14 protein-coding genes are annotated in these 25,763 nt (G+C 37.6%); all 14 read left to right on the top strand.

What is annotated here, in order from left to right; all coding sequences use genetic code 11:
- Positions 1-9: 9 nt before the first annotated feature.
- The 14 genes from IEV85_RS11045 to IEV85_RS10980 all read left to right on the top strand — a co-directional run bounded on the left by IEV85_RS11045 (position 10) and on the right by IEV85_RS10980 (position 25,703).
- A complete protein-coding gene (locus tag IEV85_RS11045; protein WP_188463244.1) occupies positions 10-1,578 on the top strand; it encodes a beta-xylosidase family glycoside hydrolase in 1,569 nt (522 codons plus the stop codon).
- Positions 1,579-1,623: 45 nt separating this feature from the next.
- Positions 1,624-4,236, top strand: a complete 2,613-nt coding sequence (xyl3A, locus tag IEV85_RS11040; RefSeq protein WP_188463242.1) for a xylan 1,4-beta-xylosidase — start codon at positions 1,624-1,626, stop codon at positions 4,234-4,236.
- 289 nt (positions 4,237-4,525) lie between these two features.
- A complete protein-coding gene (locus tag IEV85_RS11035; RefSeq protein WP_188463240.1) occupies positions 4,526-6,445 on the top strand; it encodes a glycoside hydrolase family 97 protein in 1,920 nt (639 codons plus the stop codon).
- Positions 6,446-6,505: 60 nt separating this feature from the next.
- Complete coding sequence (locus tag IEV85_RS11030) at positions 6,506-8,440, top strand: glycoside hydrolase family 97 N-terminal domain-containing protein (RefSeq protein WP_188463238.1); 1,935 nt, start codon at positions 6,506-6,508, stop codon at positions 8,438-8,440.
- 485 nt (positions 8,441-8,925) lie between these two features.
- A complete protein-coding gene (locus tag IEV85_RS11025; RefSeq protein WP_188463236.1) occupies positions 8,926-10,275 on the top strand; it encodes a family 43 glycosylhydrolase in 1,350 nt (449 codons plus the stop codon).
- Between the two features lie 78 nt (positions 10,276-10,353).
- The gene (locus tag IEV85_RS11020) at positions 10,354-11,244 is read left to right on the top strand and encodes an alpha/beta hydrolase (protein WP_229712574.1); all 891 of its coding nucleotides are present in this window, start codon (positions 10,354-10,356) and stop codon (positions 11,242-11,244) included.
- A 291-nt stretch (positions 11,245-11,535) separates the two neighbouring features.
- On the top strand, positions 11,536-13,452 hold the full coding sequence (locus tag IEV85_RS11015; protein WP_188463232.1) for an alpha/beta hydrolase-fold protein: 1,917 nt from the start codon (positions 11,536-11,538) through the stop codon (positions 13,450-13,452).
- A gap of 248 nt (positions 13,453-13,700) precedes the next feature.
- A complete protein-coding gene (locus IEV85_RS11010; RefSeq protein ID WP_188463230.1) occupies positions 13,701-14,645 on the top strand; it encodes an acetyl-CoA carboxylase carboxyltransferase subunit alpha in 945 nt (314 codons plus the stop codon).
- 211 nt (positions 14,646-14,856) lie between these two features.
- A complete protein-coding gene (locus tag IEV85_RS11005; RefSeq protein WP_188463227.1) occupies positions 14,857-15,705 on the top strand; it encodes an MBL fold metallo-hydrolase in 849 nt (282 codons plus the stop codon).
- On the top strand, positions 15,702-16,499 hold the full coding sequence (locus tag IEV85_RS11000; RefSeq protein ID WP_188463225.1) for a patatin-like phospholipase family protein: 798 nt from the start codon (positions 15,702-15,704) through the stop codon (positions 16,497-16,499). The genes IEV85_RS11005 and IEV85_RS11000 overlap by 4 nt, the downstream gene beginning before the upstream one ends.
- A 301-nt stretch (positions 16,500-16,800) precedes the next feature.
- Positions 16,801-19,653, top strand: coding sequence for an insulinase family protein (locus tag IEV85_RS10995; protein ID WP_188463223.1), 2,853 nt, complete (start codon positions 16,801-16,803; stop codon positions 19,651-19,653).
- Between the two features lie 198 nt (positions 19,654-19,851).
- Positions 19,852-20,874, top strand: coding sequence for a DNA polymerase III subunit delta (gene holA, locus IEV85_RS10990; protein WP_188463221.1), 1,023 nt, complete (start codon positions 19,852-19,854; stop codon positions 20,872-20,874).
- Positions 20,875-20,944: 70 nt separating this feature from the next.
- The gene (locus IEV85_RS10985) at positions 20,945-24,022 is read left to right on the top strand and encodes a tetratricopeptide repeat protein (protein WP_188463219.1); all 3,078 of its coding nucleotides are present in this window, start codon (positions 20,945-20,947) and stop codon (positions 24,020-24,022) included.
- Position 24,023: 1 nt separating this feature from the next.
- Positions 24,024-25,703 carry a porin family protein gene (locus IEV85_RS10980; RefSeq protein ID WP_188463217.1) on the top strand — a complete coding sequence of 560 codons (1,680 nt, stop codon included), beginning with the start codon at positions 24,024-24,026 and terminating at the stop codon, positions 25,701-25,703.
- Positions 25,704-25,763 lie beyond the last annotated feature (60 nt).

Below are 25,763 nucleotides of genomic sequence, written 5' to 3'. Positions count from 1 at the left end.
TCTGTAGCAATGAAGAATATATATTCCTTTTTAGTATTTATTTGTGTTTGTTCATCAAATGTTTTCGCACAGGAAAATAGGGCACAAAATCCAATCATCTTTGCGGATGTTCCAGATTTGTCTATGATCAGAGTAGGGGATAACTACTATATGAGTAGTACAACTATGCATATGAGTCCTGGTGTTCCTATTATGAAATCTAATGATTTGGTAAACTGGCATCTGATTAATTATGCATACGAGACACTTGGAAACAACGAAGAACTTAATTTAGAGAACGGTAAAAATACGTATGGGAGAGGTTCGTGGGCAAGTTGCTTACGCTACCATAATAATACTTTTTATGTAAGTACTTTTTCTGCCACCACCGGTAAAACCCATATTTTCACTACTAAAGATTTGGAAAACGGCTCATGGAATAAGATAGAGTTTAAGCCTTCTTACCACGATCATACTATTTTTTTTGATGATAATGGTACAGTCTATATGATTTGGGGTGCCGGTCAACTTAAAATAGCCGAATTGAAAGATGATCTTTCAGGCGTTAAAAATGGTACGGAAAGGGTGCTTATTGAAAATGCCAGTGCTCCTGCAGGTGACAATATCATGCTTGGGGCTGAAGGTTCCCAGCTCTTTAAGGTAAATGGAAAATACTACCTTTTTAATATTACCTGGCCACATGACGGAATGCGCACAGTAATTATTCATCGTGCAGATGACATAACAGGTCCCTGGGAGGGAAGAATTGGTCTACAGGATTTGGGAGTGGCACAAGGTGGGCTCATTGATACTCCGGACGGGAGATGGTTCGCTTACCTCTTTCGTGACTACGGAGCGGTAGGACGAATCCCTTACTTAGTTCCTGTGAAGTGGGAAGAAGGGTGGCCTGTTTTAGGGGAAGAGGGTAAAGTTCCGGAATACCTTGACCTACCTGCCAGCGAAGGCCTGATGCCGGGGATTGTTGCTTCAGATAATTTTGAACGCAGGAAAAATGACAAGGCATTGCCGCTTGTTTGGCAATGGAATCACAATCCAGATAATTCACTTTGGTCCGTAAAAGAAAGAAAAGGTTATTTAAGGCTAAAAACCGGGAGAATAGATACAAGCTTTGTCCAGGCCAAAAATACACTTACGCAGCGAACTATTGGTCCGCAAAGTACTGGTTCCACCTCGTTAGATGTTTCTAATATGAAAGAAGGTGATTTTGCCGGCTTATGTCTATTGCAAAAGGAATTTGGTTTGGTAGGCGTAAAGTTTGAAAACGGCACAAAAAAGATAGTAATGGTAAGTGCTGTAGACCATACTTCCAAAGAATTGGAAAGTGTTCCTCTTAATCAAAATCATGTCTACTTAAAAGCAGAATGCAATTTTAAGGATAAAACAGATACCGCAAGATTTTATTACAGTCTTGATCGTGAAAAATGGACAGCTATTGGATCACCTTTAAAAATGACCTATACACTTCCACATTTTATGGGCTACAGATTTGGTCTGTTTAATTATGCTACCAAAAATGTAGGGGGCTTTGTGGATTTTGACTATTTCCTGATAAGTGACAATAAGTTGGACAAGAGGTAAACGGATTACAAATGAAATACTATCTAAATATATCGATTGATGAATATGCCTACTAAACTTCAAAAATGGTATTTATTACTTTTAAGTATGCTATTGATGGGTGTAATACCTATCAACGCGCAGAATTTCCCTTTTCAAAACCCAGCCTTAAGTTCAGAGGAACGTGCAAATGATTTAATTTCCCGTTTGACCCTGGAGGAAAAAGCCTCCTTAATGCTTGATCAATCCGAAGCTATACCGAGGCTAGGTATAAAAAAGTTCAACTGGTGGAGCGAAGCTTTGCATGGTTATGCAAATAATGATAACGTTACAGTTTTTCCCGAGCCTATTGGAATGGCGGCTTCATTTGACAACGAGCTGGTTTTTAAGATTTTTGATGCTGTTTCTGATGAGGCACGTGCAAAATATAATCAGTGGATTAATGCAGGCAATGAGAATAAGCGATTTTTAAGCCTTTCAGTATGGACGCCTAATGTAAATATCTTTAGGGACCCACGCTGGGGCCGTGGCCAGGAAACCTATGGAGAAGACCCCTACTTAACTACATTAATGGGTGTTTCGGTGGTAAAAGGGCTTCAAGGCCCTGAGGATGCCAAATACCGTAAACTGTTGGCCTGTGCCAAACATTTTGCAGTACATTCTGGTCCGGAATGGAGTAGGCACGAGTTGAACCTGAATAATATTAGCCCTCGTGAATTGTATGAAACATATTTACCAGCTTTTAAATCTCTGGTACAGGAAGCTGATGTTCGTCAGGTAATGTGTGCTTATCAAAGGCTGGATGATCAACCATGTTGCGGTAACACGAGGTTGCTGCAACGCATATTGCGCGATGAATGGGGATATAAACACCTGGTTGTATCAGATTGTGGTGCCGTAAATGATTTTTTCACTACCCACAATGTTTCTTCAGATGCCACCCATGCGGCTGCAGCGGCTGTAAATGCAGGAACTGACCTGGAATGTGTATGGAGTAATTATCCCTTTGAAAACTTGCCTGAAGCCATTGAGAGAGATTTAATTTTAGAATCCGAGGTGGATAAAAGCCTGGCCCGTGTGCTCATTGGTCGTTTTGATCTGGGAGAAATGGATCCCGACTCTCTGGTGCCCTGGACCAAAATACCGCCATCAGTCTTAAACAACAAGAAACATCAGGAACTGGCCCTTGAAATGGCCAGGAAGTCTATGACGCTGCTTCAGAATAAGAATAATGTGCTGCCTTTAAAAAAATCCATCAGCAACATAGCCGTTATCGGGCCCAATGCAAATGATGAGCCTATGTTGTGGGGAAATTACAATGGTACCCCTAATGAAACTGTTACCATTTTGGAAGGAGTAAAATCAAAGGTTCTTGAAAAAAATATTTTCTACGACAAAGCAAGTGATTTGGTAGAAGACAAAGTAACCGAAAGCTATTTCTCCAAAACATTCTTTAATGGAAAAAAAGGATTTAAAGCTACTTACTGGAATACACCCGACAGGAGTGGGGATGTGGTAACCGTTGTACAGGTGGGAAGTCCTTTAAAACTCACTACTGCAGGGCAACATGAATTTGCTTCAGGTGTAAAGCTTGAAGGTTTTTCCGCAAAATATGAAACAGAATTTACTCCTGAAAAAACTGATGACCTGGTATTTAAAAGTGGTGCAACCGGAGCTTTCAGGTTACTGGTAAACGGGGACACAATAGCTCAATATGAGAACTGGCGTACCTTGCCTTCAAGAATTCCATTTAAAGTGGAAGCTGGAAAAACTTATAAAATTGAAATCCTTTACGCCCAGTTAAATAACTGGCAGGCCAATCTTGAATTTGATTTCGGAAAAGAATATGACATTGATTTTAGCAAGTTAATTCAAAAGTTAAATGGAATTGACACAGTAATATTTGTGGGAGGGCTTTCAACCTTGCTTGAGGGAGAAGAAATGCCTGTGTCATACGAGGGTTTTAAAGGGGGCGATCGTACAAATATCGAACTTCCTAAAGTTCAAAGAAATTGTTTAAAGACCCTAAAAGAGGCTGGAAAGACAGTTGTTTTTGTTAACTGTTCAGGCTCTGCCATTGCACTAGCCCCTGAAACTAAAAGTTGTGATGCCATTCTTCAGGCTTGGTATGCAGGAGAGCAGGGAGGTATGGCTATAGCTGATGTGCTTTTTGGAGATTATAATCCTGCAGGGAAGCTGCCGGTCACTTTCTATAGAAATTCCGACAATTTGGGAGATTTTGAAGATTACTCCATGGAAGGCAGGACTTACCGGTATACGGAGGATGCGTTGTTTCCTTTTGGCTTTGGTTTAAGTTATTCAGCATTCAATATAGGTTCAGCCAGTTTGAGCAAGTCAATTATACAATCTGATGAATCCGTTCAGATCACTATTCCTGTGAAAAACTCCAGCAAAAGAGATGGCACTGAAATAGTTCAGGTATATGTCCGTAAGGTAAATGATACTGATGGTCCGTTAAAGACACTAAAAGGGTTTGAAAGGGTAGCTGTTAAAGCGGGTAAAACACAGAAGGTTACCATTAATTTACCTCCTTCTTCTTTTGAGTTTTATGATTGGGACACAAGGGCTATGAATGTGACTCCGGGTGAATATGAAATTTATTATGGAAATAGCTCCAGTTCAAAAGATTTAAATATGACAAAGGTTTCCATAAAATAAGCAGCACTATAGTAATACTACTTTAAACAACTAATGAAATCAGCATGATTAAGGCTAATGACCAAGTGAAGGTTGAATATAAAAACGTGAGGTTTTGCGATAGTTTCGTTATTTCTGATTCCATAGATAGCCCCAACTAATCGGGGTGGCCTCTAGAAATAAATATACACACATGAAATGAGCATAAAACTAGCATCCTTAATATACCGATCGAGGATGAATAGGTTTAGGGGAATTCCATAGCCTGCCCCGATTAATCGGGGTGGCCTATAGAAACAAACATACACACATGAAACAAAGGATAACTTTTTTAATATTTCTTTTAATTGCTGCAAACGGTTTTGCACAAAAAGCTAGTGTCAGTTCTCCTAACAATAAAATAAAAGTAAATCTGATTAATTCGCAGAATGCCGATAGAGGGACATGGCATTTGAAAATTGACTATTTACAAGACAATAATCTTAGTGAAATTATTTCCCAAATAAACCTCGGGCTTTCTCGAAGTGATCAGGATTTTTTGAACGAGCTTAAGTTCATTAAAGCTGATAAACCAGTACTGATAAAAGAAGCATACAGTTCTGTTAGTGGTAAAAGCTCGCAACGCAGTAATTTGGGCAACGAAGTGGTGCTGTATTTTGAAAACCCCTCGAAATCCAGATTAAACATTATTGTAAGAGCTTATAACGATGGTGTGACTTTCAGGTACGAATTCCCGGAACGGAAAGGAACCTTTACCATTCGAGACGAATTAACCGCATACAAAATTCAGGATAGTACAAGCAGGTGGTTAGAAAAATTTGATCTTTCTAATGAAGGGCTATATCATCATATGAAAGATGCAAGTGTTCAACAAGATTGGTGTTACCCTGCTCTTTTTAATGCCGGTGATCATTCCTGCTGGTATCTGATCCATGAAGCGGATATAGACAGTAATTTTGCGGCTACAAAATTAAGCAATACCATTTCAGCATCAGAATATAAAGTGACCTTACCTGCTGAAGAGGAAGGATTAGGAGAGGCCTTGCCGGTTATTAACCTGCCCTGGAAGTCACCATGGCGAGTGATTATTATAGGAAGCCTTGCAGAGGTAGTGGAATCTACTTTGGTAGAGGATGTCTCAACTCCTTCGGTTTTAGAAGATACTGATTGGATTCAACCTGGTTTGGCTTCCTGGAATTACTGGTCTCATAATCATGGCACTAAAGATTTTAAAACAGTTACCGAGTTTGCGGATTTAGCGGCTGAAATGGGTTGGAAATATACTCTTCTGGACTGGGAATGGGATCAAATGGGAAATGGAGGTAATCTGGAAGACGCTCTACAATACATTCATTCAATAGGTGTAAAACCATTAATGTGGTACAATTCAGGCATGTTTAAATGGATTACTTCAACACCTGTAGACCGAATGAAAACTCATGAAAACCGAATAGAAGAGTTTGCAAAGCTGAACAAACTGGGCGTTTATGGGGTGAAAATTGATTTTTTTCTGAGTGAGAAACAGGAAATGATGAAATATTACCTTGACATTCTGGAAGATGCTGCCAAACATAAAATGATGGTCTATTTTCACGGCTGTCTGGTTCCCCGAGGCTGGCAGCGTACTTATCCGCACCTGATGACCTACGAAGGAGTTCGCGGAGCTGAATGGTACAATAATGGCCCGGAACTAACAACCACTGCCCCTGAACATAATAATGTGTTGCCTTTTACCCGAAACATAGTAGGTTCAATGGATTATACACCCGCTACCTTTACCAATTCTCAGTACCCTCATATAACCTCTTACGGACATGAACTGGCATTAAGTGTGGTGTTTGAATCTGCCATCCAGCATATGGCCGATCGCCCTGAAGGTTATCAGAATTTACCACATGCCCCTAAATCTTTCCTTCAGCATGTGCCTACCACCTGGGACGAGACAAAATTACTGGATGGCTACCCCGGGGAATTTACAATTATGGCACGAAGAAAGGATAATGACTGGTACATAGGAGGGATTAATTCTGATGGAGATAAAGATAAAACCCAGACTTTAAAATTTGATTTTCTACCTCAGGGAGAATCATATAAACTAACATTAATTGCAGATGGTGAACACGATAAAGCATTTTCAACAGAATATTTGATGGTAGATAAATCCAGCACAATTGACGTAAAGATGCTTCGCAGAGGTGGTTTTGTAGCTCATATTCAACCGATGGAATAAAAAATAAACTGAAGTGCTGCATAATAAAATATTAAAAAAGAGAAAACTCAATTTATGAAAATGAAGAAAATAATTATTTTATACTGCTTTTTGATTTCATCCCCTTTATTCTCTCAAAATGAGGCTATACAAAGTCCGGATGGTCAATTAAAATTAGAAATAGCTGTTGAAAACGGAAAAGCTATTTACTCGGTACACTACAAGGATGAGGTAATGATTGAGAAATCTCCGTTAGGTTTAATAACTAATGAAGGTGATTTTATTGATGAAATGAGTTTTCTTGCTTCTTCCAAAGACAAAATCAGTAAAAGTTATACTGCAGACAAAATCAAGCAGTCGTCTGTAGATTACCAGGCTAATACTTTAAAGTTTACAGTCGAAAACGCAGATAATAAGCAGCTTTCATTTCTTTTTCAGGTAAGCAATAACAATATTGCTTTCAGGTATGAACTGCCCGTTTGGGGCGAAACTATGGCGATTATTGTGGAAAGGGAGCTTACAGGCTTTAAGTTTCCTTCTGCTACTACATCATTTCTTTCTCCCATGATGGAATCCATGTCCGGTTTTGCCCGTACCGCGCCCAGTTATGAAAGTGGCTATACTGCAGATGTGGCAATGGAAACCAATACCAATCAAAATGGCTATGTGTTTCCCGGCTTATTTAAAGTAGGAAATAATGGATGGGTTTTAATATCAGAAACTGGCGTCTCCAGCCTTTACTGTGCTTCCCATTTAAGTAATTACCAAAACGGTATGTATCAGGTAGCTTATCCGGATATGAAAAATAACAATGGCTTCGGAAGCACGGGAGCGCAGGTTGGTTTACCCGGAGTTACACCCTGGCGCACCATTACAGTTGGTGAAACTTTAAAGCCTGTTGTAGAAACCACCATTCCTTTTGATGTAGTAGAACCTCTTTATGAGGCTTCTCAGGACTATAAATTCGGGCGTGGCTCATGGAGTTGGATTGTTTGGCAGGACAATAGTATGAACTATGAAGACCAGATAAAATATATTGATTTAGCAGCTGCTATGAATTTCGAGTACATTTTAATTGATGCCTGGTGGGATAAGAACATTGGATATGATCGAATGAAAGAACTTATTCAGTATGCAAAATCCAAAAATGTTGAAGTTTTTCTGTGGTACAACTCTAATGGGTCAGCTAATGATGCTTTTATGACGCCTAAAGATAAAATGCATACTTCAATAGCCAGAAAGCGTGAAATGAAGTGGCTTAAAGAAGTGGGTGTAAAAGGCTTAAAGGTAGATTTTTTTGCGGGAGATAAGCAGGAAACTATGCGCTTGTATGAAAATATCCTTTCTGATGCGAATGATTATGGCTTAATGGTTATTTTTCATGGAGCTACACTTCCCCGGGGATGGGAACGCATGTATCCTAACTTTGTTGGCAGTGAAGCAGTGATCGCTTCAGAGATGCTCATTTTCACACAGGATGCGCGTGACAATGAAGCTTTCTACGCTGCTTTACATCCCTTTAGTCGCAATGCTGTAGCAAGTATGGAATTTGGAGGCGTCCTGCTCAACAAGTTTCTAAACAAAGGGAATAGCGAAGGACAGGAAAGACTTACGAGCAATGTATTTCAGCTGGCAACCAGTGTACTTTTCCAAAACCCTGTACAAATGTTTGCTTTAACCCCTAATAACCTTGAAGACACTCCTGAATATCAGCTTGATTTCCTGAGGGAAGTACCCACCACCTGGGATGAAACGGTTTTTATTGATGGATTTCCCGGTAAATATGTAATTCTGGCCCGCAGGAACGGAGACAAATGGTATATAGCTGGAATTAATGCTCAAAAAGAAACTCTTAAAATAAAAGCAAAAATACCTATGATTAATGCTGGTGCCGAATTGAAAGTTTATGAAGATGGCAGGAAATCAGGTAATAAGCTTAAAACCATGAAGCATAAAAAGAATCAGGAAATTGAGTTAATAATGCCGGCTAACGGTGGGGTTATTATAGTTAATTAAAATTAATAGATATGAAAGGGTATTACTTAAAACATGAAAACCGAGGATGATTATCAAATCCATTAAATTAAGTCAATATTTTATTAGAAAGATCGGCCTTATTCATTTTAGGGATTCCAGCCAGAGGCTGGTCAGCCTTTGGCTGAAACTTCAAGGGAAATAGCAAGCCTTTTACTACAGTAGAAAATAGTGGTGAAGTTATTGGATTTCGGTTAACTTAAATCTGTGAGACTATCCCCTTGAGGGGATTATAGGGGTGTTACCCTTCATGGAACTATAGAGGTGTTTTTGGCGAAATGTAGAAATGACATCATTTGAGGGAACCAAAACTTGTTATAAAGAAAAAAAAAGAAAAGAAGGAGTCTTAGAGCCAGAACGGAATGATCTGCTTACGAGCATCTGAAATATTAAAATATAGAAATCACATTTTCTAATTACTTGCACCGACATATAGATATGACGACATAAAAAAAAATTATATACACATGAAACACAAATATCACATTTCTATTACAATTGCATTGATTTTTATGTCCATGAGCTATTCACTTGCTCAAAACCCTCTGATTAATGATCAGTTTACAGCTGATCCATCTGCCAGAGTATTTGGTGACAAGGTTTATGTATATCCCTCTCATGATATTATCGCCACTGAAGGCAAAGGACGTATTGGCTGGTTTGCTATGGAAGACTATCATGTGTTTTCTTCAGAAAATCTCACTGATTGGACAGATCATGGAATGATAGTCCACCAAAATAAGGTTCCATGGGTAAAACCTGAAAGTTATAGCATGTGGGCTCCTGACTGTATTGAAAGAAACGGAAAGTATTATTTCTATTTTCCAACCTTTCCTGAAGATACAGTCACTTACGGCAAAGGCTTCAGAATTGGCGTAGCAGTAGCAGACCAACCGGAAGGTCCATTTACTCCGGAAGCACACCCCATAAAAGGTGTCCGCGGCATTGATCCGAATGTTTTTATTGATAAAAATGGTCAGGCTTATCTTTACTGGTCAGCAGGAGATATTTATGGGGCTAAGTTGAAAGAGAATATGCTGGAACTCGATTCGGAAGTAGTTACACTTAAAGACTTACCTGATGAAGGATTAAAGGAGGGCCCTTATGTTTTTGAAAGGAATGGAATCTATTACCTTACATATCCTCATGTAGAAAATAAAACAGAAAGATTAGAATATGCCATTTCTGATAACCCACTAGGGCCTTTTGAAGTAACCGGGGTAATTATGGATGAATCACCCACAGGTTGCTGGACAAATCATCAGTCCATCATCAACTTTAAAGACCAGTGGTATTTATTCTACCATCACAATGATTACTCTCCTGATTTTGATAAAGCAAGGTCAATCAGAGCAGATAGCCTGTTTTTTAATAAGGATGGAACTATTAAAAAAGTGAGCCCTACTTTAAGAGGCATTGGCTTAACAAAAGCTACTGCAAAAATACAGGTGGACAGGTATACCCATAAAAGTGAGAAAGGAACTGCTTTAGCATTTCTGGATTCATTAAACACTTTTAAAGGATGGAAAATTCTCTACAATAAAGCAGGAGCCTGGGTACAATACAACAGTGTGGAATTTGAGAAAAAACCTTTAAAATCTGTGATGGTAAGAGCTAGGTCTTCAAAAGGCGGATCTTTGGAAATAAGGAGCAACGAATTGGATGGTGCTTTAGTGGCGAAAATCAAGGTTCCGCCAAGTGAGGATTGGAAAGAAACCAATTCCTCTCTATCAAAAATGGAAGCCGGTATTCACAATCTCTTTATTGTCGCAAAGGATAATAATGAGATTGAAATTGACTGGATAAAATTCGATTAGATTTTTTTTGACTATGGACAGTCAAGGTAAACCAGTAAGTATATGTTTTGAACCACAATTTTTAAATGTAACTCTATGATGAAATTTTTTTATCTCAGCTTTCTTACTTCCATGTTGTTCCTTTCAACAATAGTAAGCGCACAGGAAGTCTTTAATTTATACCCCGATGAAATTCCCAACTCAAAAGCTTCAGCGCTTAAAGAAACCGGAGAGGATGTTATCAGAAATGTATCCCACCCCACTTTAGCGTATTTTAAGCCTAATCCTGAAAAAGCAAACGGAACAGCCATCATCATTATACCGGGTGGTGGGTATGGAGTGGTAGTGTATGAAGGTGAAGGGGTGACCAATGCCAAAATATTGGCTGAAAATGGTATTGCTGCTTTTGTTTTAAAATATCGTTTGCCTGATGATCAGATTATGGTCGATAAAAAAATCGGTCCCTTACAAGATGCGCAACAGGCTATTAAATTCGTGAGGGAAAATGCTGCTAAATTCAGTTTGAGCAAAGGCAAAATTGGTATCATGGGATTTTCTGCCGGAGGGCATTTGGCTTCAACTGCTGCTACTCATTTTGATACATCTTATATTTCAAATCCCAAAAACACAAGCCTTAGGCCTGACTTTCAAATATTAGTATATCCAGTGATTAGTATGACTGACAGTTTAACTCATTTAGGTTCTCGGGATGCTTTATTGGGTGAAAACCCTGGTTCAGAAGATGTTAAGTTATACTCGAATGAACTAAAAGTAACAGGCAATACACCTCCTGCCTATTTAACCCATACAGCAGATGATAAGTTGGTTGATGTAAATAACACGATAGCTTATTTTCAAAGTTTGAGGCTTAACAATGTGGACGTTGAAATGCATATTTATCCCAGGGGAGGCCATGGATTTATATTTCAGCGAAAAGGATGGATCAATCCTTTATTGGACTGGTTGAAAATGAATAGTTATATGAAATAATGGTAATAACATTTATATACTGGTAAGTATTTTTTATAGAGAGATGAATTCAGCCTTGAGTTTCCCTACAGGGATGCCTATGGCATTGTTTCCTTTGGGTACCTGTCCCTAATTTTCATCGGGAAAGCCAAAAGAAAGGAAAGAGTCTTACAGTATATCAGTAATAGAAAAAAGAGTGGATAGAGCAAACTTGATACATTATTTATCTTAAATAAAGAAAGTGTAGCGTACCAAGAAATTTGAAGTAGAACCTTAAACATATTATTTAACAACAAATAAACTTTTTTACCAATGAAGAAAATCATTCTGATTCTAAGCTTAATTGTAGTAAATACAATCCTCTTTGCTCAGGGCATTGAGAAAAAAGCACCTGAAGGCTTCGATAATGAGAGGTCTGAAATTTCCAAAGGAAAATTGGACAGCATTACTTACGAATCTAAAACTGTAGGCACTGCGCGCAAAGCATTAATTTATACGCCTCCTGGTTACAATAAAAGGAAAAAATACCCTGTTCTCTATCTTCTACATGGCATAGGTGGGGATGAAAAGGAATGGTTAAAACACGGTGCTCCGAATGTGATTCTTGACAATCTCTATGCCGATGGAAAACTGGAACCTATGATTGTGGTATTGCCGAACGGAAGGGCTATGAAAAATGACCGTGCAGAAGGTAACATTTTTGCAGAAGATAAGGTAGAAGCCTTTGCCACTTTCGAGAAAGACCTTTTGAACGATCTTATTCCTTTTATCGAAAAGAACTTTAAGGTTTATAGCGATAGGGAACACAGAGCTATAGCCGGTTTATCAATGGGTGGTGGTCAGTCTCTCAATTTTGGCTTAGGTAACCTTGATAAGTTTGCCTGGGTAGGAGGATTTTCTTCTGCTCCTAATACAAAAGCCCCTGAAGAACTTGTGCCCAATCCTGATAAAGCTCGTGAAATGTTGAAATTACTTTGGATTTCTTGTGGTGCTTCCGATGGACTTATCAATTTTAGTCAGCGAACCAGTGATTACCTCCGAGATAAGCAAGTGCCTCATATTTTCTATGTAGAACCCGGAGGACACGATTTTGATGTTTGGAAGAACGATTTATATATGTTCTCGCAACTATTGTTTAAACCCGTTAAAGAACATTTATTTAATAAATACAGTATTTTAGGAATGCCTGCCAGTACTAATGTCAGGAATGCAGCGTACCCACGAATTTTGCCGGATAATAGAGTTGTTTTTAGAATAAAAGCACCTGATGCTCAGAATATCCAGGTAGACTTAGGCAAAAAGTATGATATGGAAAAAGATGAGGAGGGAGTGTGGACCGTTACTACTGATTCTATAAGTGGGGGAATTCATTATTACTCATTAATAATTGATGGAGTTGCTGTAGCAGACCCTGCCAGTGAAACATTTTATGGTATGGGACGAATGGCCAGTGGCATAGAAATACCTTTCAGTGGTGATGATTTTTATCAATTAAAAAAAGTGCCACATGGAGATATCAGAATCAAGCAATATTTTTCGGAGGCTACCAATTCTTGGCGCGAAATGTATATTTATACACCACCGGGTTATGATAAATCATCTGAAAAATATCCTGTATTGTATCTATTGCACGGAGGAGGTGAAGATCAAAGCGGCTGGGCGACTCAGGGCAAAGCAAATTTGATATTAGATAACTTAATAGCGGAGAATAAGGCAAAACCTATGGTAATTGCTATGATGGATGGTAACATATTTGGCAGGGGAGCAGGGTTTAATGAAAATTCTCTCAAAGCATTTGAAAATGAATTGAAATTGGGAGCAATTCCGTTCATTGAGAACAATTACCGTGTTAAGACTGATGCCGGGAGCAGAGCCCTGGCGGGACTCTCGATGGGAGGTTTGCAAACATTGCATGCAGGTATTAAAAATACTGATAAGTTTGCTTATTTAGGGGTATTTAGCTCAGGTTGGTTTGCTAATTCAGATGAATTATCTAAACCTCAATACGAATATATGGAAGAAAATAGAGAAAAAATTAACAGTAATTTAAAGCACTTTTTCATCTCAATGGGTGGAAAAGAAGATATTGCTTATGAAAACTGCAAGATCATGATGGAGAAATTTGATGAAATGGGCATAAAATATGAGTACAGCGAACACCCCGGAGGACATACATGGCCTGTGTGGAGGCATGATTTATTCAAATTTGCACCTTTGTTGTTTAAGTAGATAAATTTTGACCGTTTTTTTGTGCTGTACGTAAATACATTCAGATAAATCAGTTAAAGTAATAAAAATGAAATAGTGCATATTTAATGTTCATTTTACACTTATAGTATAAAGAGCTTAAATTATAATTAAATTAGCTTAAAGACTGAAATCCTGAATTATCTTATCGGATTTTGTTAATTATACATTTTTATGTGTGTCTTCGGATTAAAATGCTAATTTTACACTATAAAAAATAAACTAAAATAATGCTTTTGGAATTTGAACGACCGATAGTAGAATTGGAAAATAAATTAGCTGGAATGAAATCGCTGGCTCAGGACAGTGATATAGATATCAGCTCAGCTATAAGTAAACTTGAAGAAAAAATTGTGTCCTTAAAAAAAGAGACCTTCCAAAACCTTACCCGTTGGCAACGTGTACAATTATCACGGCATCCGGACAGGCCTTATACATTGGATTATATTTATGAAATAACAGATGATTTCGTAGAGCTGCATGGTGACAGAACAGTAGCCGATGATAAGGCAATGGTAGGTGGATTTGGTACAGTAAGCGGTGAAACTTTTATGTTTATTGGCCAACAAAAAGGACGCAACACCAAGCAAAGGCAGCTCCGAAATTTCGGGATGGCTAACCCTGAGGGCTACAGAAAGGCTTTAAGGTTGATGAAAATGGCTGAGAAGTTTAAAAAACCAATTGTTACTTTTATTGATACTCCGGGAGCATTTCCAGGTCTGGAAGCAGAAGAGAGAGGGCAGGGCGAAGCCATTGCGCGCAACCTGAAGGAAATGTTTATGTTGAAAGTACCTGTAATTTGTATAATTATAGGTGAAGGTGCTTCAGGAGGAGCTTTAGGCATTGCTATAGGAGATAAAGTATTGATGTTGGAAAATACATGGTATTCAGTAATTTCTCCGGAATCTTGTTCTTCCATTCTTTGGAGAAGCTGGGATTACAAAGAGCAGGCAGCGGAAGCCCTGAAATTAACGGCTCCGGATATGCTAAAAAATAAATTGATTGATGGCATCATTCCTGAACCTTTAGGAGGTGCTCATACTAACTTAAAAGCCATTGCTGAAGAGATTAAGAAAACAATCCTTAAAAATGCTAAAGAGTTAAGTAAAAAATCATCTGAAAAGAGAATTGAAGAACGAATTGAAAAATTTAACCAGATGGGCGTTGTAAAATAATGCCTGATACAATTTTAGAAACCGCTGATGAGGCGGTTTTTTTGTTTATAAATTTTCATCTAAAAATTTGTGCAGTACCTTATAACACATGCTCATTCTGATACAGATAGGGAGATAGGAGGAAACTTTATTTGAGTTATAGGTAAAGCTGGGTTTACGGTTATAAAAATATAATTTGAACCCAGATAAACTAAATTTAAAATAAGCTAAAATGAAATTACATATCATAGAAACAGGTTTTTTTAAGTTAGACGGTGGCGCTATGTTTGGTGTAGTACCCAAAGTATTGTGGCAAAAAACCAATCCGGCTGATGAGAACAATTTATGTACATGGTCCATGCGCTGCATGCTGATTGAAGATGGCGACCAGTTGATATTGATTGATAATGGAATAGGAGATAAGCAAGATGCTAAATTCTTTAGTCATTTTTATCTTCATGGAGACGCTTCTTTGCATGGGTCGCTTAAGAAAGCAGGCTTTAGCCCTGATGATGTAACGGATATGTTTTTAACACACCTTCATTTTGACCACTGCGGAGGTGGTGTTAACTGGAAAGATGCCGCACAAACTAAGCTGGAAATGCAGTTTAAAAATGCCAAATACTGGAGTAATAAAGACCACTGGGAGTGGGCCACCAAGCCAAATCCAAGGGAAAAAGCGAGCTTCTTAAAAGAAAATATATTACCCATGCAGGAAAGCGGACATCTTCACTTTGTTGATCAGGGTAAACCTTCCCCTTTTAAGCAATTTGATATTCTGTATGCTGATGGACATACAGACAAGCAAATGATTCCTAAAATTAACTATAAAGATAAAACCATTGTTTTCGCAGCAGATTTATTGCCTTCTGTTGGCCATATTCCTCTACCTTATGTAATGGGCTATGATACCCGACCTCTGCTCACTATGGATGAGAAGCAGAAGTTTCTGAAGGAAGCAGCAGATAACAATTATATTATATTTATGGAACATGATGCTACCAATGAATGTTGTACAGTGAAGAATACTGAAAAAGGTGTTCGATTGGATCAAATATTTAAGCTGGAAGAAGTATTGTGAAAATAGGTATAACATTTTCAGGAGGTGGTGCACGGGGTTTTGCGCATTTGGGGGCTGTACAAGCCTTGCATGAAGCCGGAATCAGACCTTCAATTATTTCAGGTGCCAGTGCTGGAGCAATAGTGGGTGCTTTTCTGGCAGCAGGGTATCTTCCCAAAAGAACAATGGAAATTATTGCTGACATTAATTTCCTGAAGTATTTCAGACCTATAATTATAGGTTCAGGCTTTGTTAAGCTTGAAAAGATTTCGGACCTCTTATTAAACTATTTTCCCGAGAATAACTTTGAAAGCCTGGAATTGCCTTTTACCATTTCCACTACAAATTATACACAAGGAAAAGTAGCGTATTTTTCTGAAGGAGAACTCATTAGGCCCTTATTAGCTTCTGCCAGTATTCCTGTTATCTTTGAGCCAATTACAATAGGAGAAGACCTCTATGTGGATGGAGGTGTTTTATGCAATATGCCGGCTCAGGTTATCCGTGAGCAAGCTGATTATCTCTTTGGAATAAACTGCAACCCGATAGCAAAGCATGCAATGGCCAGAGGAACTAAGGATACACTGGAACGCACAATGTTAATGGCTATTGGCTGCAATACATCAGAGCAAAAGCAATATGTAGATTTTTTCATTGAACCTCAGCAATTGGATCAATATAAAGTTTTTGCACTTTCCAAAGCTCATGAAATATTTGATATCGGCTACGAATACACTAAAAATATGCTGGCTCAGCAAAAGCCTGGCTTTATAAAATCTGCTGGCAAAGCAAAAAGCAAATCATCAGAGATATAGGGTAAACGTAATTCTTTAATTACCTCATTTGTTCTCAACTGTAATTATTGGATAGTTGATGATTTACGATCTATCTAGTTATAAGAACGATAGGGTTCTTGTACCTGAAAAATACAATTATAAGGCTGGTTTATTCAGGCGCTAATACAGCTCAATTACAGAATTTATAGATGATGTAGGTACTGCTAAGCAACCTAATTCTACCACTCATCTTATAAGCAATCCGCTCATATTTTTTAAAATGGATTAAGTGATTTTTATTCCTGAATTTATGAACAAATTAAGAATTTAAACTAAAATTATGAGAAAGTTATCAGCATTCGCTTTGGCTTTTTTGATGTTGGCAGTCGTTTCATGTCAATCAGATAAGAAGGAAAGCAAAGTGGAATTATCCATCGACTACGAAAAATATACCCTGCCTAATGGCCTGGAGGTAATTTTACATGAGGATAAGTCAGACCCAATTGTGGCAGTAGCCATTCAAATGCATGTTGGTTCCAGCAGGGAACTTCCGGGCAGAACTGGATTTGCTCACTTTTTTGAGCACATGTTGTTTCAAAAATCTGAAAACGTTGAAGAAGGGGCTTTCTTTAAGAATATTTCTGACTTGGGAGGCACATTTAACGGTGGTACCTGGACAGACGGAACCGTTTATTATGAGGTAGTTCCTAAAGATGCTACTGAAAGAATACTTTGGATGGAAGCTGATAGAATGGGTTATTTCATTAATGCCATTACTAAGAAAGACTTAGAAGGAGAAAAACCTGTTGTGCAGAATGAAAAAAGACAGAGAGTTGATAACCAGCCTTATGGCCACAGAAATTATATTATAAAGAAAGCTTTATATCCTGAAGGTCACCCTTACAACTGGGAGGTGATTGGTGAGTTGGAAGATTTGCAGGCAGCTACTTTAGATGACGTAAAAGATTTCTACAATAACTGGTATGGACCTAACAACGCTACTTTGGTTGTTGCTGGTGATTTCAATAAAGAAGAACTGAAAGCATGGATCGAAAAGTATTTTGGTGAAATTCCTTCAAGAGGAGAGGCCAAAGTATTGGAGCCAATGCCTGTAACACTGAGTGAAACTAAGAAATTGTACCATGAGGATGCGTATGCAAAAGTTCCGGATTTGAGAATTACTTACCCTACTGTGGAGCAATATCATGAAGATACCTGGGCTCTGGATGCGTTAGGAGAAATTTTAAGTGAAGGTAAAAGAGCACCACTTTATAAGAAATTAGTTGAAGAAACTGAGTATGCCCCAAGTGTATTCTCTTATAATAACTCAAGCGAATTAGCAGGTGAGTTTAACATAGGGGTTAGAGCTAAAGACGGTGTGGATTTGGATTCCGTATATGTTGCCATTAACGAAGCACTGGCTGATTTCGAGAAAAATGGTTTCTCAGAAAAAGATCTTGACAGAATTAAAGCGCGTCAGGAGACAAATTTTTATAACGGAATTTCAAGTGTACTCGGAAAAGCTTTTCAATTAAGTAATTATAATGAATTTAAAGGTGATCCGGGCTTTATTTCTAAGGATATCGATAAAATCTTAGCAGTAGAGAAAGAGGACGTGATGCGTGTGTATGAAAAGTACATTAAAGGTAAAAATGCAATTATAACAAGCATGGTGCCACAAGGGCAGCTTGAATTGATTTTGGATGGTTCTGAGAAAGCAACAGTGAAAATAGAAGAAGTTGAGCCTGCCACTGATGTTGATCTTGCTGAGCTTGATTCAGCTGCTGATTATGAAAAAACACCAAGTAAAATAGATAGAAGTGTTATTCCGGCTTTGGGTGAAAAGCCTTTGATTACTGCACCAACTATTTATGAAACTACTTTGGCTAATGGTATTAAAGTTTTGGGCATTGAGTCTAATGAGTTGCCTTTAGTGAACTTCAGTATTAGAATTAAAGGCGGACAAATGTTGGATAACCCTGAATTGCCAGGTGTGGCCAGCCTTACTACCCAGCTAATGGAAGAAGGTACCAAAAACAAAACTCCTATAGAATTACAGGATGCTATTGGTCAATTAGGTGCTAGCATTAACATTTACAGTGGTAATGAGGAAATTGTAATTTACGGAAACTCACTTTCGCGCTACTTTGCTGAAACCATTGCCATTATGGAAGAAATGTTATTGGAGCCAAGATGGGATGAAGCAGAATTTGCAAGAATTAAAGAAAGACAAATCAATAATATTAAACAACGCAATGCCAATCCTGATGCCATTGCAAGTACAGTTGCTGATAAAATCATTTATGGAGACAACCATATTTTCTCTAAACCCTCAAGTGGTACAGTGGAGTCTGTGCAGAAAATCACTATTGATGACCTGAAGAATTATTATGCCAACTACTTTGCGCCTAATATTACTGGCTTTCAGGTAGCAGGTAGTGTTTCTCAGGCAGATGTTGAAAAGGCGTTATCAGGTTTAAGTGAAAAATGGCAGAAAAAAGAAGTGGAGTTTCCTACTTACGAGGTAAATGCTGTACCTGATCAGGGTAAAATTTACTTTGCTAATTTTGGTGATGCCAAGCAGTCAGTTATTCAAATGAAAAGAATGGCAGTACCAAGAAACGACAAAGATTATTACCCATTAACCGTAGCTAATTATGGGCTTGGAGGTAATTCAGGCGGGAAATTATTCCAGGTGCTAAGAGAAGATAAAGGTTACACTTACGGAGCTTATTCTTATTTACCATCATCTAATTCTCCAGCACCATTTACTGCTTATTCAAGTGTAAAAACCAATGTTACACCACAATCAGTTCAGACTTTTAAAGATGTTATCGAAACTTATAAATCTGAATATGATTCGGCTGAACTTGAAAAAGCGAGAACTGCTTTAATCAGAAAAGAAGCACGGGACTATGAAACATTAGGTCAGAAGTTGAGCATTCTTCAGCAAATCTCATCTTACAACCTGCCTAAGGATTTCATCAGCAAAAATCAAGCGGAGTTGAAAGCTTATACTGTGGAAGATATGAAAGCTATTATGGATAAATACATGAATGTTGATGAAATGAGTTACATCATTGTAGGTGATGCCAAAACACAATTGGAAGGGGTAGAGGCTTTAAACTTAAAAGAAGTGGTAAAAGTGGATGCTGATGGAAACCCAGTTGATAATAAAATTGAAGTTAAATAAGCTTAGTTGCTTTAAGTTATTTTGTTTGTTCGATTAAATAGAAGGGGTAGCAGAAATGCTATCCTTTTTTCTTGCTAGCTTCCTGAGTACTTATTCATCATTCCTATGTCATTTTACCAGAGCAGTAATTCTTTTTGCTTCCCTTCATCATATTCAAAGTATCTCTTATCTTCGCGTTGTTAAAATAATTGATATTGAATGGCAAAAACAGCAGAGCAGATTGTTGATGATTTAAAGAAAGGAGTTTATGCTCCCATTTATTTTTTGCAGGGTGAAGAGCCTTATTTTATAGATGTTATTAGCAATTACATTGAGAAAAATGCTTTGAGTGATGCAGAGAAAAGCTTTAATCAGCGCATTTTATATGGTAAAGATGTAGCTTTAAATGATGTGATTTCTGCTGCCAGAAGCTTTCCCATGATGGGACAAAGACAGGTGATTATTTTAAAGGAAGCGCAGGAGTTGGCAGACTTTAAAAAGAAAGAAGGAGGTATGGAAGTTTTCGAAGCTTATCTTCAAAATCCGCAACCTTCAACTGTTCTTGTTTTCTGCCATAAGCACAAAAAAATTGATAAGCGTAAGAAAATATTCAAGGTAATTGAAAAGAATACCGTTTATCTTGAATCAAATAAAATTTATGAAAATAAAGTTCCAGACTGGATTCAGCAATATGTAAGCGGCAGAGGGTATAAAATTAACCGCCAGGCAATGATGTTGCTCACAGAATACATAGGTAATAACCTGGAGCGGCTTTCCAATGAAATTGACAAAATACTCGTCAACTTTAAAGATCCCATTGAAATTGATGCTGCCCTGGTGCAGGAATACGTGGGGATTAATAAGGACTACAATATATTTGAATTACAGAAGGCATTGGTTCAGGGAGATGTGTTACAAGCCAACAGAATTATTCAGTATTTTGCCGCAGACCCAAAAAATCATCCTGCCATCTTGTCCATAGGTTTTTTACATAGCTTTTTTACCAAACTTCTACTTATTCATCAACATCCTGATAAAACAGATCGTGGAGTAGCGCAGGCAGCAGGTGTTTCTCCTTATATCGCCAAAGAATACATGGCAGCAGTCAGGAGGTTCAGTCTTAATAAAGTGATTCAAAACCTGGCCTACATTTACCAGGCTGATTTGACCAGCAAAGGTGTAAATGCTTCTATGCCGGAAGATCAATTAATGAAAGAATTAGTGTTTAAGTTGATGCATTAAGAGTAATAAAAACACCCCTTTAAAAAATATTTAACACTAAATAGAGTTAAATACGTAATTGAAAAATACAATGAACCACAAAATATTAATATCCTTACTTCTGTTCTGTCTACCTTTATCAGGCTTTGCGCAATATGCTCACGTTGATCAATCAGCGGATGACCTCTACAATGAAGGGCTTAATCTTTTTCAATCACAGCAATATAATGCCTCCCAAAAGCTTTTGGAAGAGTATACCTATCATCCCAAAAGAACAGCTCTTAAGGCGCAAAATGCAGAGTATTTTAGTGCGCTGGCGGCTATCTACCTTTTCCATGCGGATGGTGAAGCCAGAATCAAGAACTTTGTTAAAAATCATCCTAATAATGTATATGCTGAAGAAGCTTACTTTCAATTAGGAAATTTCTACTACAGAGAGAAAAACTATCCTAAAGCCATTCAATATTATGAATTGGTGAAAGAAAGTGCATTAAAGCCTAAGGATAAAACAGATTATCAGTTCAAATTAGCCTATTCATACTTTAGCAGGAGAGCATTTACTGAGGCTCTTCCTTATTTTAACCAATTAAAAAGAGGGAATTCAAGTTATCAGCCTGCTGCCAGCTATTATGCAGGCTACATCGCTTTTGAGCAGGAGGACTATGACCAGGCAGTAATCGATTTAAAAAAGGCCAGTGAAAATGAGTCCTATAAAGCTACTACTTCTACGATGATTGCCAATATTTACTACAGGCAAAAAAAGTATGATCAGGTAATTGATTACGCAGAGAGTATCCGGAATAACCTTTCAGGTATGGCTTCTGCTGATTTAAGCCTGATTATTGGTGACTCCTATTATTTCAAAAAGAACTATCCGGAAGCTTCTGAGTATTTTACAGATTTCAGAGATAAAAGCAAAGCAAAACCGGAAAGAGAAATACTTTACAGAATGGCTTATGCTGAGTACAAACAAGAAAATACAGAAGAAGCAATAAGCCTTTTTGAGCAAGTGGGCTTAGTGAAAGATTCGCTTTCACAATTCAGTTCTTACTACCTGGGTAAGCTGTATGTGGAAAAAGACAATACACGATATGCCATCAATGCATTTCAGCAGGCTAAATTGTTAGATTTTATTTCAGGCATTAAAGAAGAAAGCCAGTATCAGTTAGCTAAACTATACATTAAGCAGAACCTGTTTAATGATGCAATTACAGAGTTAAAGGATTTTATCGCTCAATATCCGAGAAGTAATTATGCTACGGAAGCAACAGAATTACTTACACAGGCTTACCTTAATACAAATGCCTATGATGTTGCCATTAAATTTTTAGAGTCTGTTCCTCAAAAAACACTAAAGCTTAAGGAGGCCTACCAAAAGGTCGCTTTCTATCAGGGTGTCATTTATTTTAACCAGGCCAATTTCTTTATGGCTGTACAGTTTTTTGAAAAATCTGTAGCTTATCCGCAGAATAAGAAGCTGACCGGCCAGGCATATTACTGGATGGGCGAAGCCTATTCCACTGGAAAGAAATATGAAGAAGCGATTAAAGCTTACGAAAAGTCGTTGAATAACTCTACCACTTCTGACGATTGGTACCCCGGCTTGCAGTATGGAATTGCACATGCTTATTATAATGACAAGCAATTTAAAAATGCGCTTAATTACTTTAACGCCTATGTAAAAGGAGGGAAGTCTCAGCCTTATTACGGTGATGCGATTATTCGTTTGGCTGATTGTTATTATGTAACTAAAAATTACGATTTAGCACTTAGTAACTATCAAACAGCCATTAATGAGCGAAGTGAGAAAATTGATTACGCTTACTTTCAAAAAGGTGTAATTCACAGCATTTTATCCCAGAATGAGAAAGCCAATAAGAATTTCGACATCATTTTGTCTGAATATAAAAACTCCAGCTATTATGATAATGCACTTTTTCAGAAAGCACAGGTGGCTTTTGAAAGCGGACAATATGCAGAAGCAGTAGATGGATTTTCTTATTTGTTAAAGGCGAGTCAGCAAACACCATTGAAGCCTTATGCATTATCCAAAAGAGCCATTGCTTATTTCAACCTAAAAAAGTATGATCAGGCAATTCAGGACTATAAAAACATTTTAGATAATTACCTTACTCACCCAACAGCAAACGGAGCGTTATTAGGATTGCAGGAAATATACGGAATGCAGGGTACATCAGGCGATATTGATCAATATTTAGCAGCTTATAAGACAGCGAATCCTAACGATAAAGCTGTTACAGCTATCGAATTTGACGCTGCAAAATCATTGTACTTCAACCAAAGTTATGATAAAGCAGTGGCAGCTTTCCAAAGTTACTTAAGCGAGTACCCTGACAATGCTTTAAGCTTTGAAGCCAAGTATTACCTGGCAGATGCCTATTACAGAAATCAGCAGAATGATAAAGCTCTTACTTATTTTTACGAGGTGGTTCAGGAGAATAAAACACCTTTTGTGAAAAGATCTTTGCAGAAAATTGCTGAATTGGAGTACTTAAACAATAATTATGAGAATGCCGGATTATACTATAATAAGGTACTACAATCGGCAGATAATAATAAAGATAAATACAATGCTTACTCAGGTTTATTGCAGATTGCAAAGGCAGAAAGCAAGTATTCAGAAATGATAAAATATGCTGACTTAATCTTAAATGAAGCACCGGTCAATTCCAATGCTGTGAATGAGGCTTATCTGAACAAAGGATTGGCATACTACTACCAGGGAGATTACAAAAATGCAGAAGAGCAGTTTGCCAAAGCAGTGGATAATGCGAAAGATGCCAATGCGGCAGAATCAAAGTATATGATTGCTTTAATGCAATATACTTCTAAGGAGTATCAAAAGTCTCTTAATACACTGTTTTCTTTAAATAATGATTTTGCCAATTACCCCGAGTGGTTAGGAAAGTCTTTTTTATTAATAGCAGATAATTACCATGCTATGGGCGAATTATTCCAGGCCAAAGCAACTTTAAACTCCATTATTGAAAATGCTAAATCCGTAGTGCTGGTAAAAGAAGCAAAACTGAAACTGCAAAAAATTGAAGAGGAAGAAAAGCAGCAATCTTTACAAAATAAGAGGGAAGAAGATTCCATTCGGGCGGCCCAAGGTGAAATGATTCTTGAAACTGATTCTACAAAAAACTAATATGCGTTATTTACTTTTTATCATACTTGTTGCGCTTGTACAAACTGTAAATGCGCAGGATAATTGGGAAAACCCTAAAACCAGTGAAATGGAAGATTCCCAAATCATTATCGAAAAAAACAGGCAAATTGAGTTACCTCGGGCAACGCGTAATTTTCAGCAAGTGCCGAAAATTAAAAAAGACAGTATTCAGGTACCGGTTACTTTCACTATAAAGGAATTTCAACCTACACTTAATAGCATTAAACCTAAAATCCGTGTACTTACTGTGCAGGATGAAAAACTTGATAAGCTGTATGCCAATCAGGTAAAAGCCGGATTAGGTAATTATGGAGCTACTTATCTGGAAGCTTTTTTAGCTAATAAAAGAAATAAAAACCAAAGCTATGGGCTGCATTTCAACCATCAAAGCTTTGCAAAAGGAGCAGTAGATGGCAATAATTCAGGCTCAGGTTATCAGCTAGTAAAGCCTTACGGAAAGCTTATTTTCGATAAAACAGTGGTTGAGGCTGATGCCTTTTATGAAAGACATAATAATTATTTATACGGTTATGATTCCACTGTTACTGAAATAGACAGAGACAGCATCCAACGTACTTATCATACAGTAGGCGCCAGTATCAACTTGAAGGATAGAAACCTGGAGGATGCTTACCAGTATGGAATAGGTCTGGAACTCTACCAGTTATTTTCTAATTATGAGGCTGGAGAGGGATCATTTGATTACAGCATAACCAATTCATTTGAACTGTCGGAAGAATTTGAAGTTTTTCTTAATTCAGATGGTTTTTTCAGTAAACATCAATTTAACGATAATGAGTATAGTCGTAACAGAAGTCTGTTCAGGATTAAACCGGGAGTGAGTTATGAACTAGGAAAGCTAAGAATTAATGGAGGGTTCAACTTTGTATACGAAAATGACACGCTGGAATCAATGAACAGGCTACATGTTTATCCGGATGTTTCTTTGGAATATAGTTTGTTGGCAAAAGTATCAGCTAAAGCGGGGATAAGAGGAGATGTGAGAGAAGTGCGTTTAAGGAATTTATTGGCTGAAAATCCTTATTTGAACGATTCTGTAGTATTAAGTAATACACTGATGCCCTTTGAGCTTTATGGGTCAGTATATGGTTCATTTTCAAGTATGTTGGGTTTTGATGCAGGTTTCTCCATCGCTTCGGTCAAGAATAACTATGGTTATGTGCCTGATAATGTGTATCCGGAAATATTTAATCCTGTTTACTTTTCAGGAAATAATACTGAGATAAATATTTATGCAGGCTTAACCGCGCAGTTAAATCCTGATTGGAAAGCTGCTTTACGGGCTGATTATTTCTACTTCAATTTAGATAATGGTTTAGAAATGCCATATAGGCCAGGAACACAATTGGTGTTTAATACTGATTATCTGATTGCACAGAAATTAACTATTGGTTTAAATGGACATTTTCAAGGAAGTATGAATCCTGGCTTTACACCAACTACCGACACTCCTAATTTAAATGATGAGGGCGAAATCCCGGCAATCTTCGATTTAGGGTTAAAATTTGATTATAAGTTATCTGATCGGTCTCATGTTTTTCTTCATGCTAATAACTTGATTGCCAAAGAATATCAGTACTACTACAATTATCCTAACCGGGGTTTCCGGATTTTGGCAGGCTTTATATATTCTTTTTAATGTTTTTAATGTCAATAAATGCCATTATATTTGATATTTATTGATAACCTGTGTGAAATA

This window comes from Marivirga lumbricoides, from assembly GCF_014636295.1.
In the GTDB taxonomy this organism is placed as follows: domain Bacteria; phylum Bacteroidota; class Bacteroidia; order Cytophagales; family Cyclobacteriaceae; genus Marivirga; species Marivirga lumbricoides.
Note: the sequence above shows the minus strand (reverse complement) of the source record. Positions and strands in the feature narration are given on the sequence as shown.

Excerpts from the sequence above, each read along its gene's own strand:
- IEV85_RS11045 (WP_188463244.1), top strand. The coding sequence starts at position 10 with ATGAAGAATATATATTCCTTTTTAGTATTTATTTGTGTTTGTTCATCA.
- xyl3A (WP_188463242.1), top strand. The coding sequence starts at position 1,624 with ATGCCTACTAAACTTCAAAAATGGTATTTATTACTTTTAAGTATGCTA.
- IEV85_RS11035 (WP_188463240.1), top strand. The coding sequence starts at position 4,526 with ATGAAACAAAGGATAACTTTTTTAATATTTCTTTTAATTGCTGCAAAC.
- IEV85_RS11030 (WP_188463238.1), top strand. The coding sequence starts at position 6,506 with ATGAAGAAAATAATTATTTTATACTGCTTTTTGATTTCATCCCCTTTA.
- IEV85_RS11025 (WP_188463236.1), top strand. The coding sequence starts at position 8,926 with ATGAAACACAAATATCACATTTCTATTACAATTGCATTGATTTTTATG.
- IEV85_RS11020 (WP_229712574.1), top strand. The coding sequence starts at position 10,354 with ATGAAATTTTTTTATCTCAGCTTTCTTACTTCCATGTTGTTCCTTTCA.
- IEV85_RS11015 (WP_188463232.1), top strand. The coding sequence starts at position 11,536 with ATGAAGAAAATCATTCTGATTCTAAGCTTAATTGTAGTAAATACAATC.
- IEV85_RS11010 (WP_188463230.1), top strand. The coding sequence starts at position 13,701 with ATGCTTTTGGAATTTGAACGACCGATAGTAGAATTGGAAAATAAATTA.
- IEV85_RS11005 (WP_188463227.1), top strand. The coding sequence starts at position 14,857 with ATGAAATTACATATCATAGAAACAGGTTTTTTTAAGTTAGACGGTGGC.
- IEV85_RS10995 (WP_188463223.1), top strand. The coding sequence starts at position 16,801 with ATGAGAAAGTTATCAGCATTCGCTTTGGCTTTTTTGATGTTGGCAGTC.
- holA (WP_188463221.1), top strand. The coding sequence starts at position 19,852 with ATGGCAAAAACAGCAGAGCAGATTGTTGATGATTTAAAGAAAGGAGTT.
- IEV85_RS10985 (WP_188463219.1), top strand. The coding sequence starts at position 20,945 with ATGAACCACAAAATATTAATATCCTTACTTCTGTTCTGTCTACCTTTA.
- IEV85_RS10980 (WP_188463217.1), top strand. The coding sequence starts at position 24,024 with ATGCGTTATTTACTTTTTATCATACTTGTTGCGCTTGTACAAACTGTA.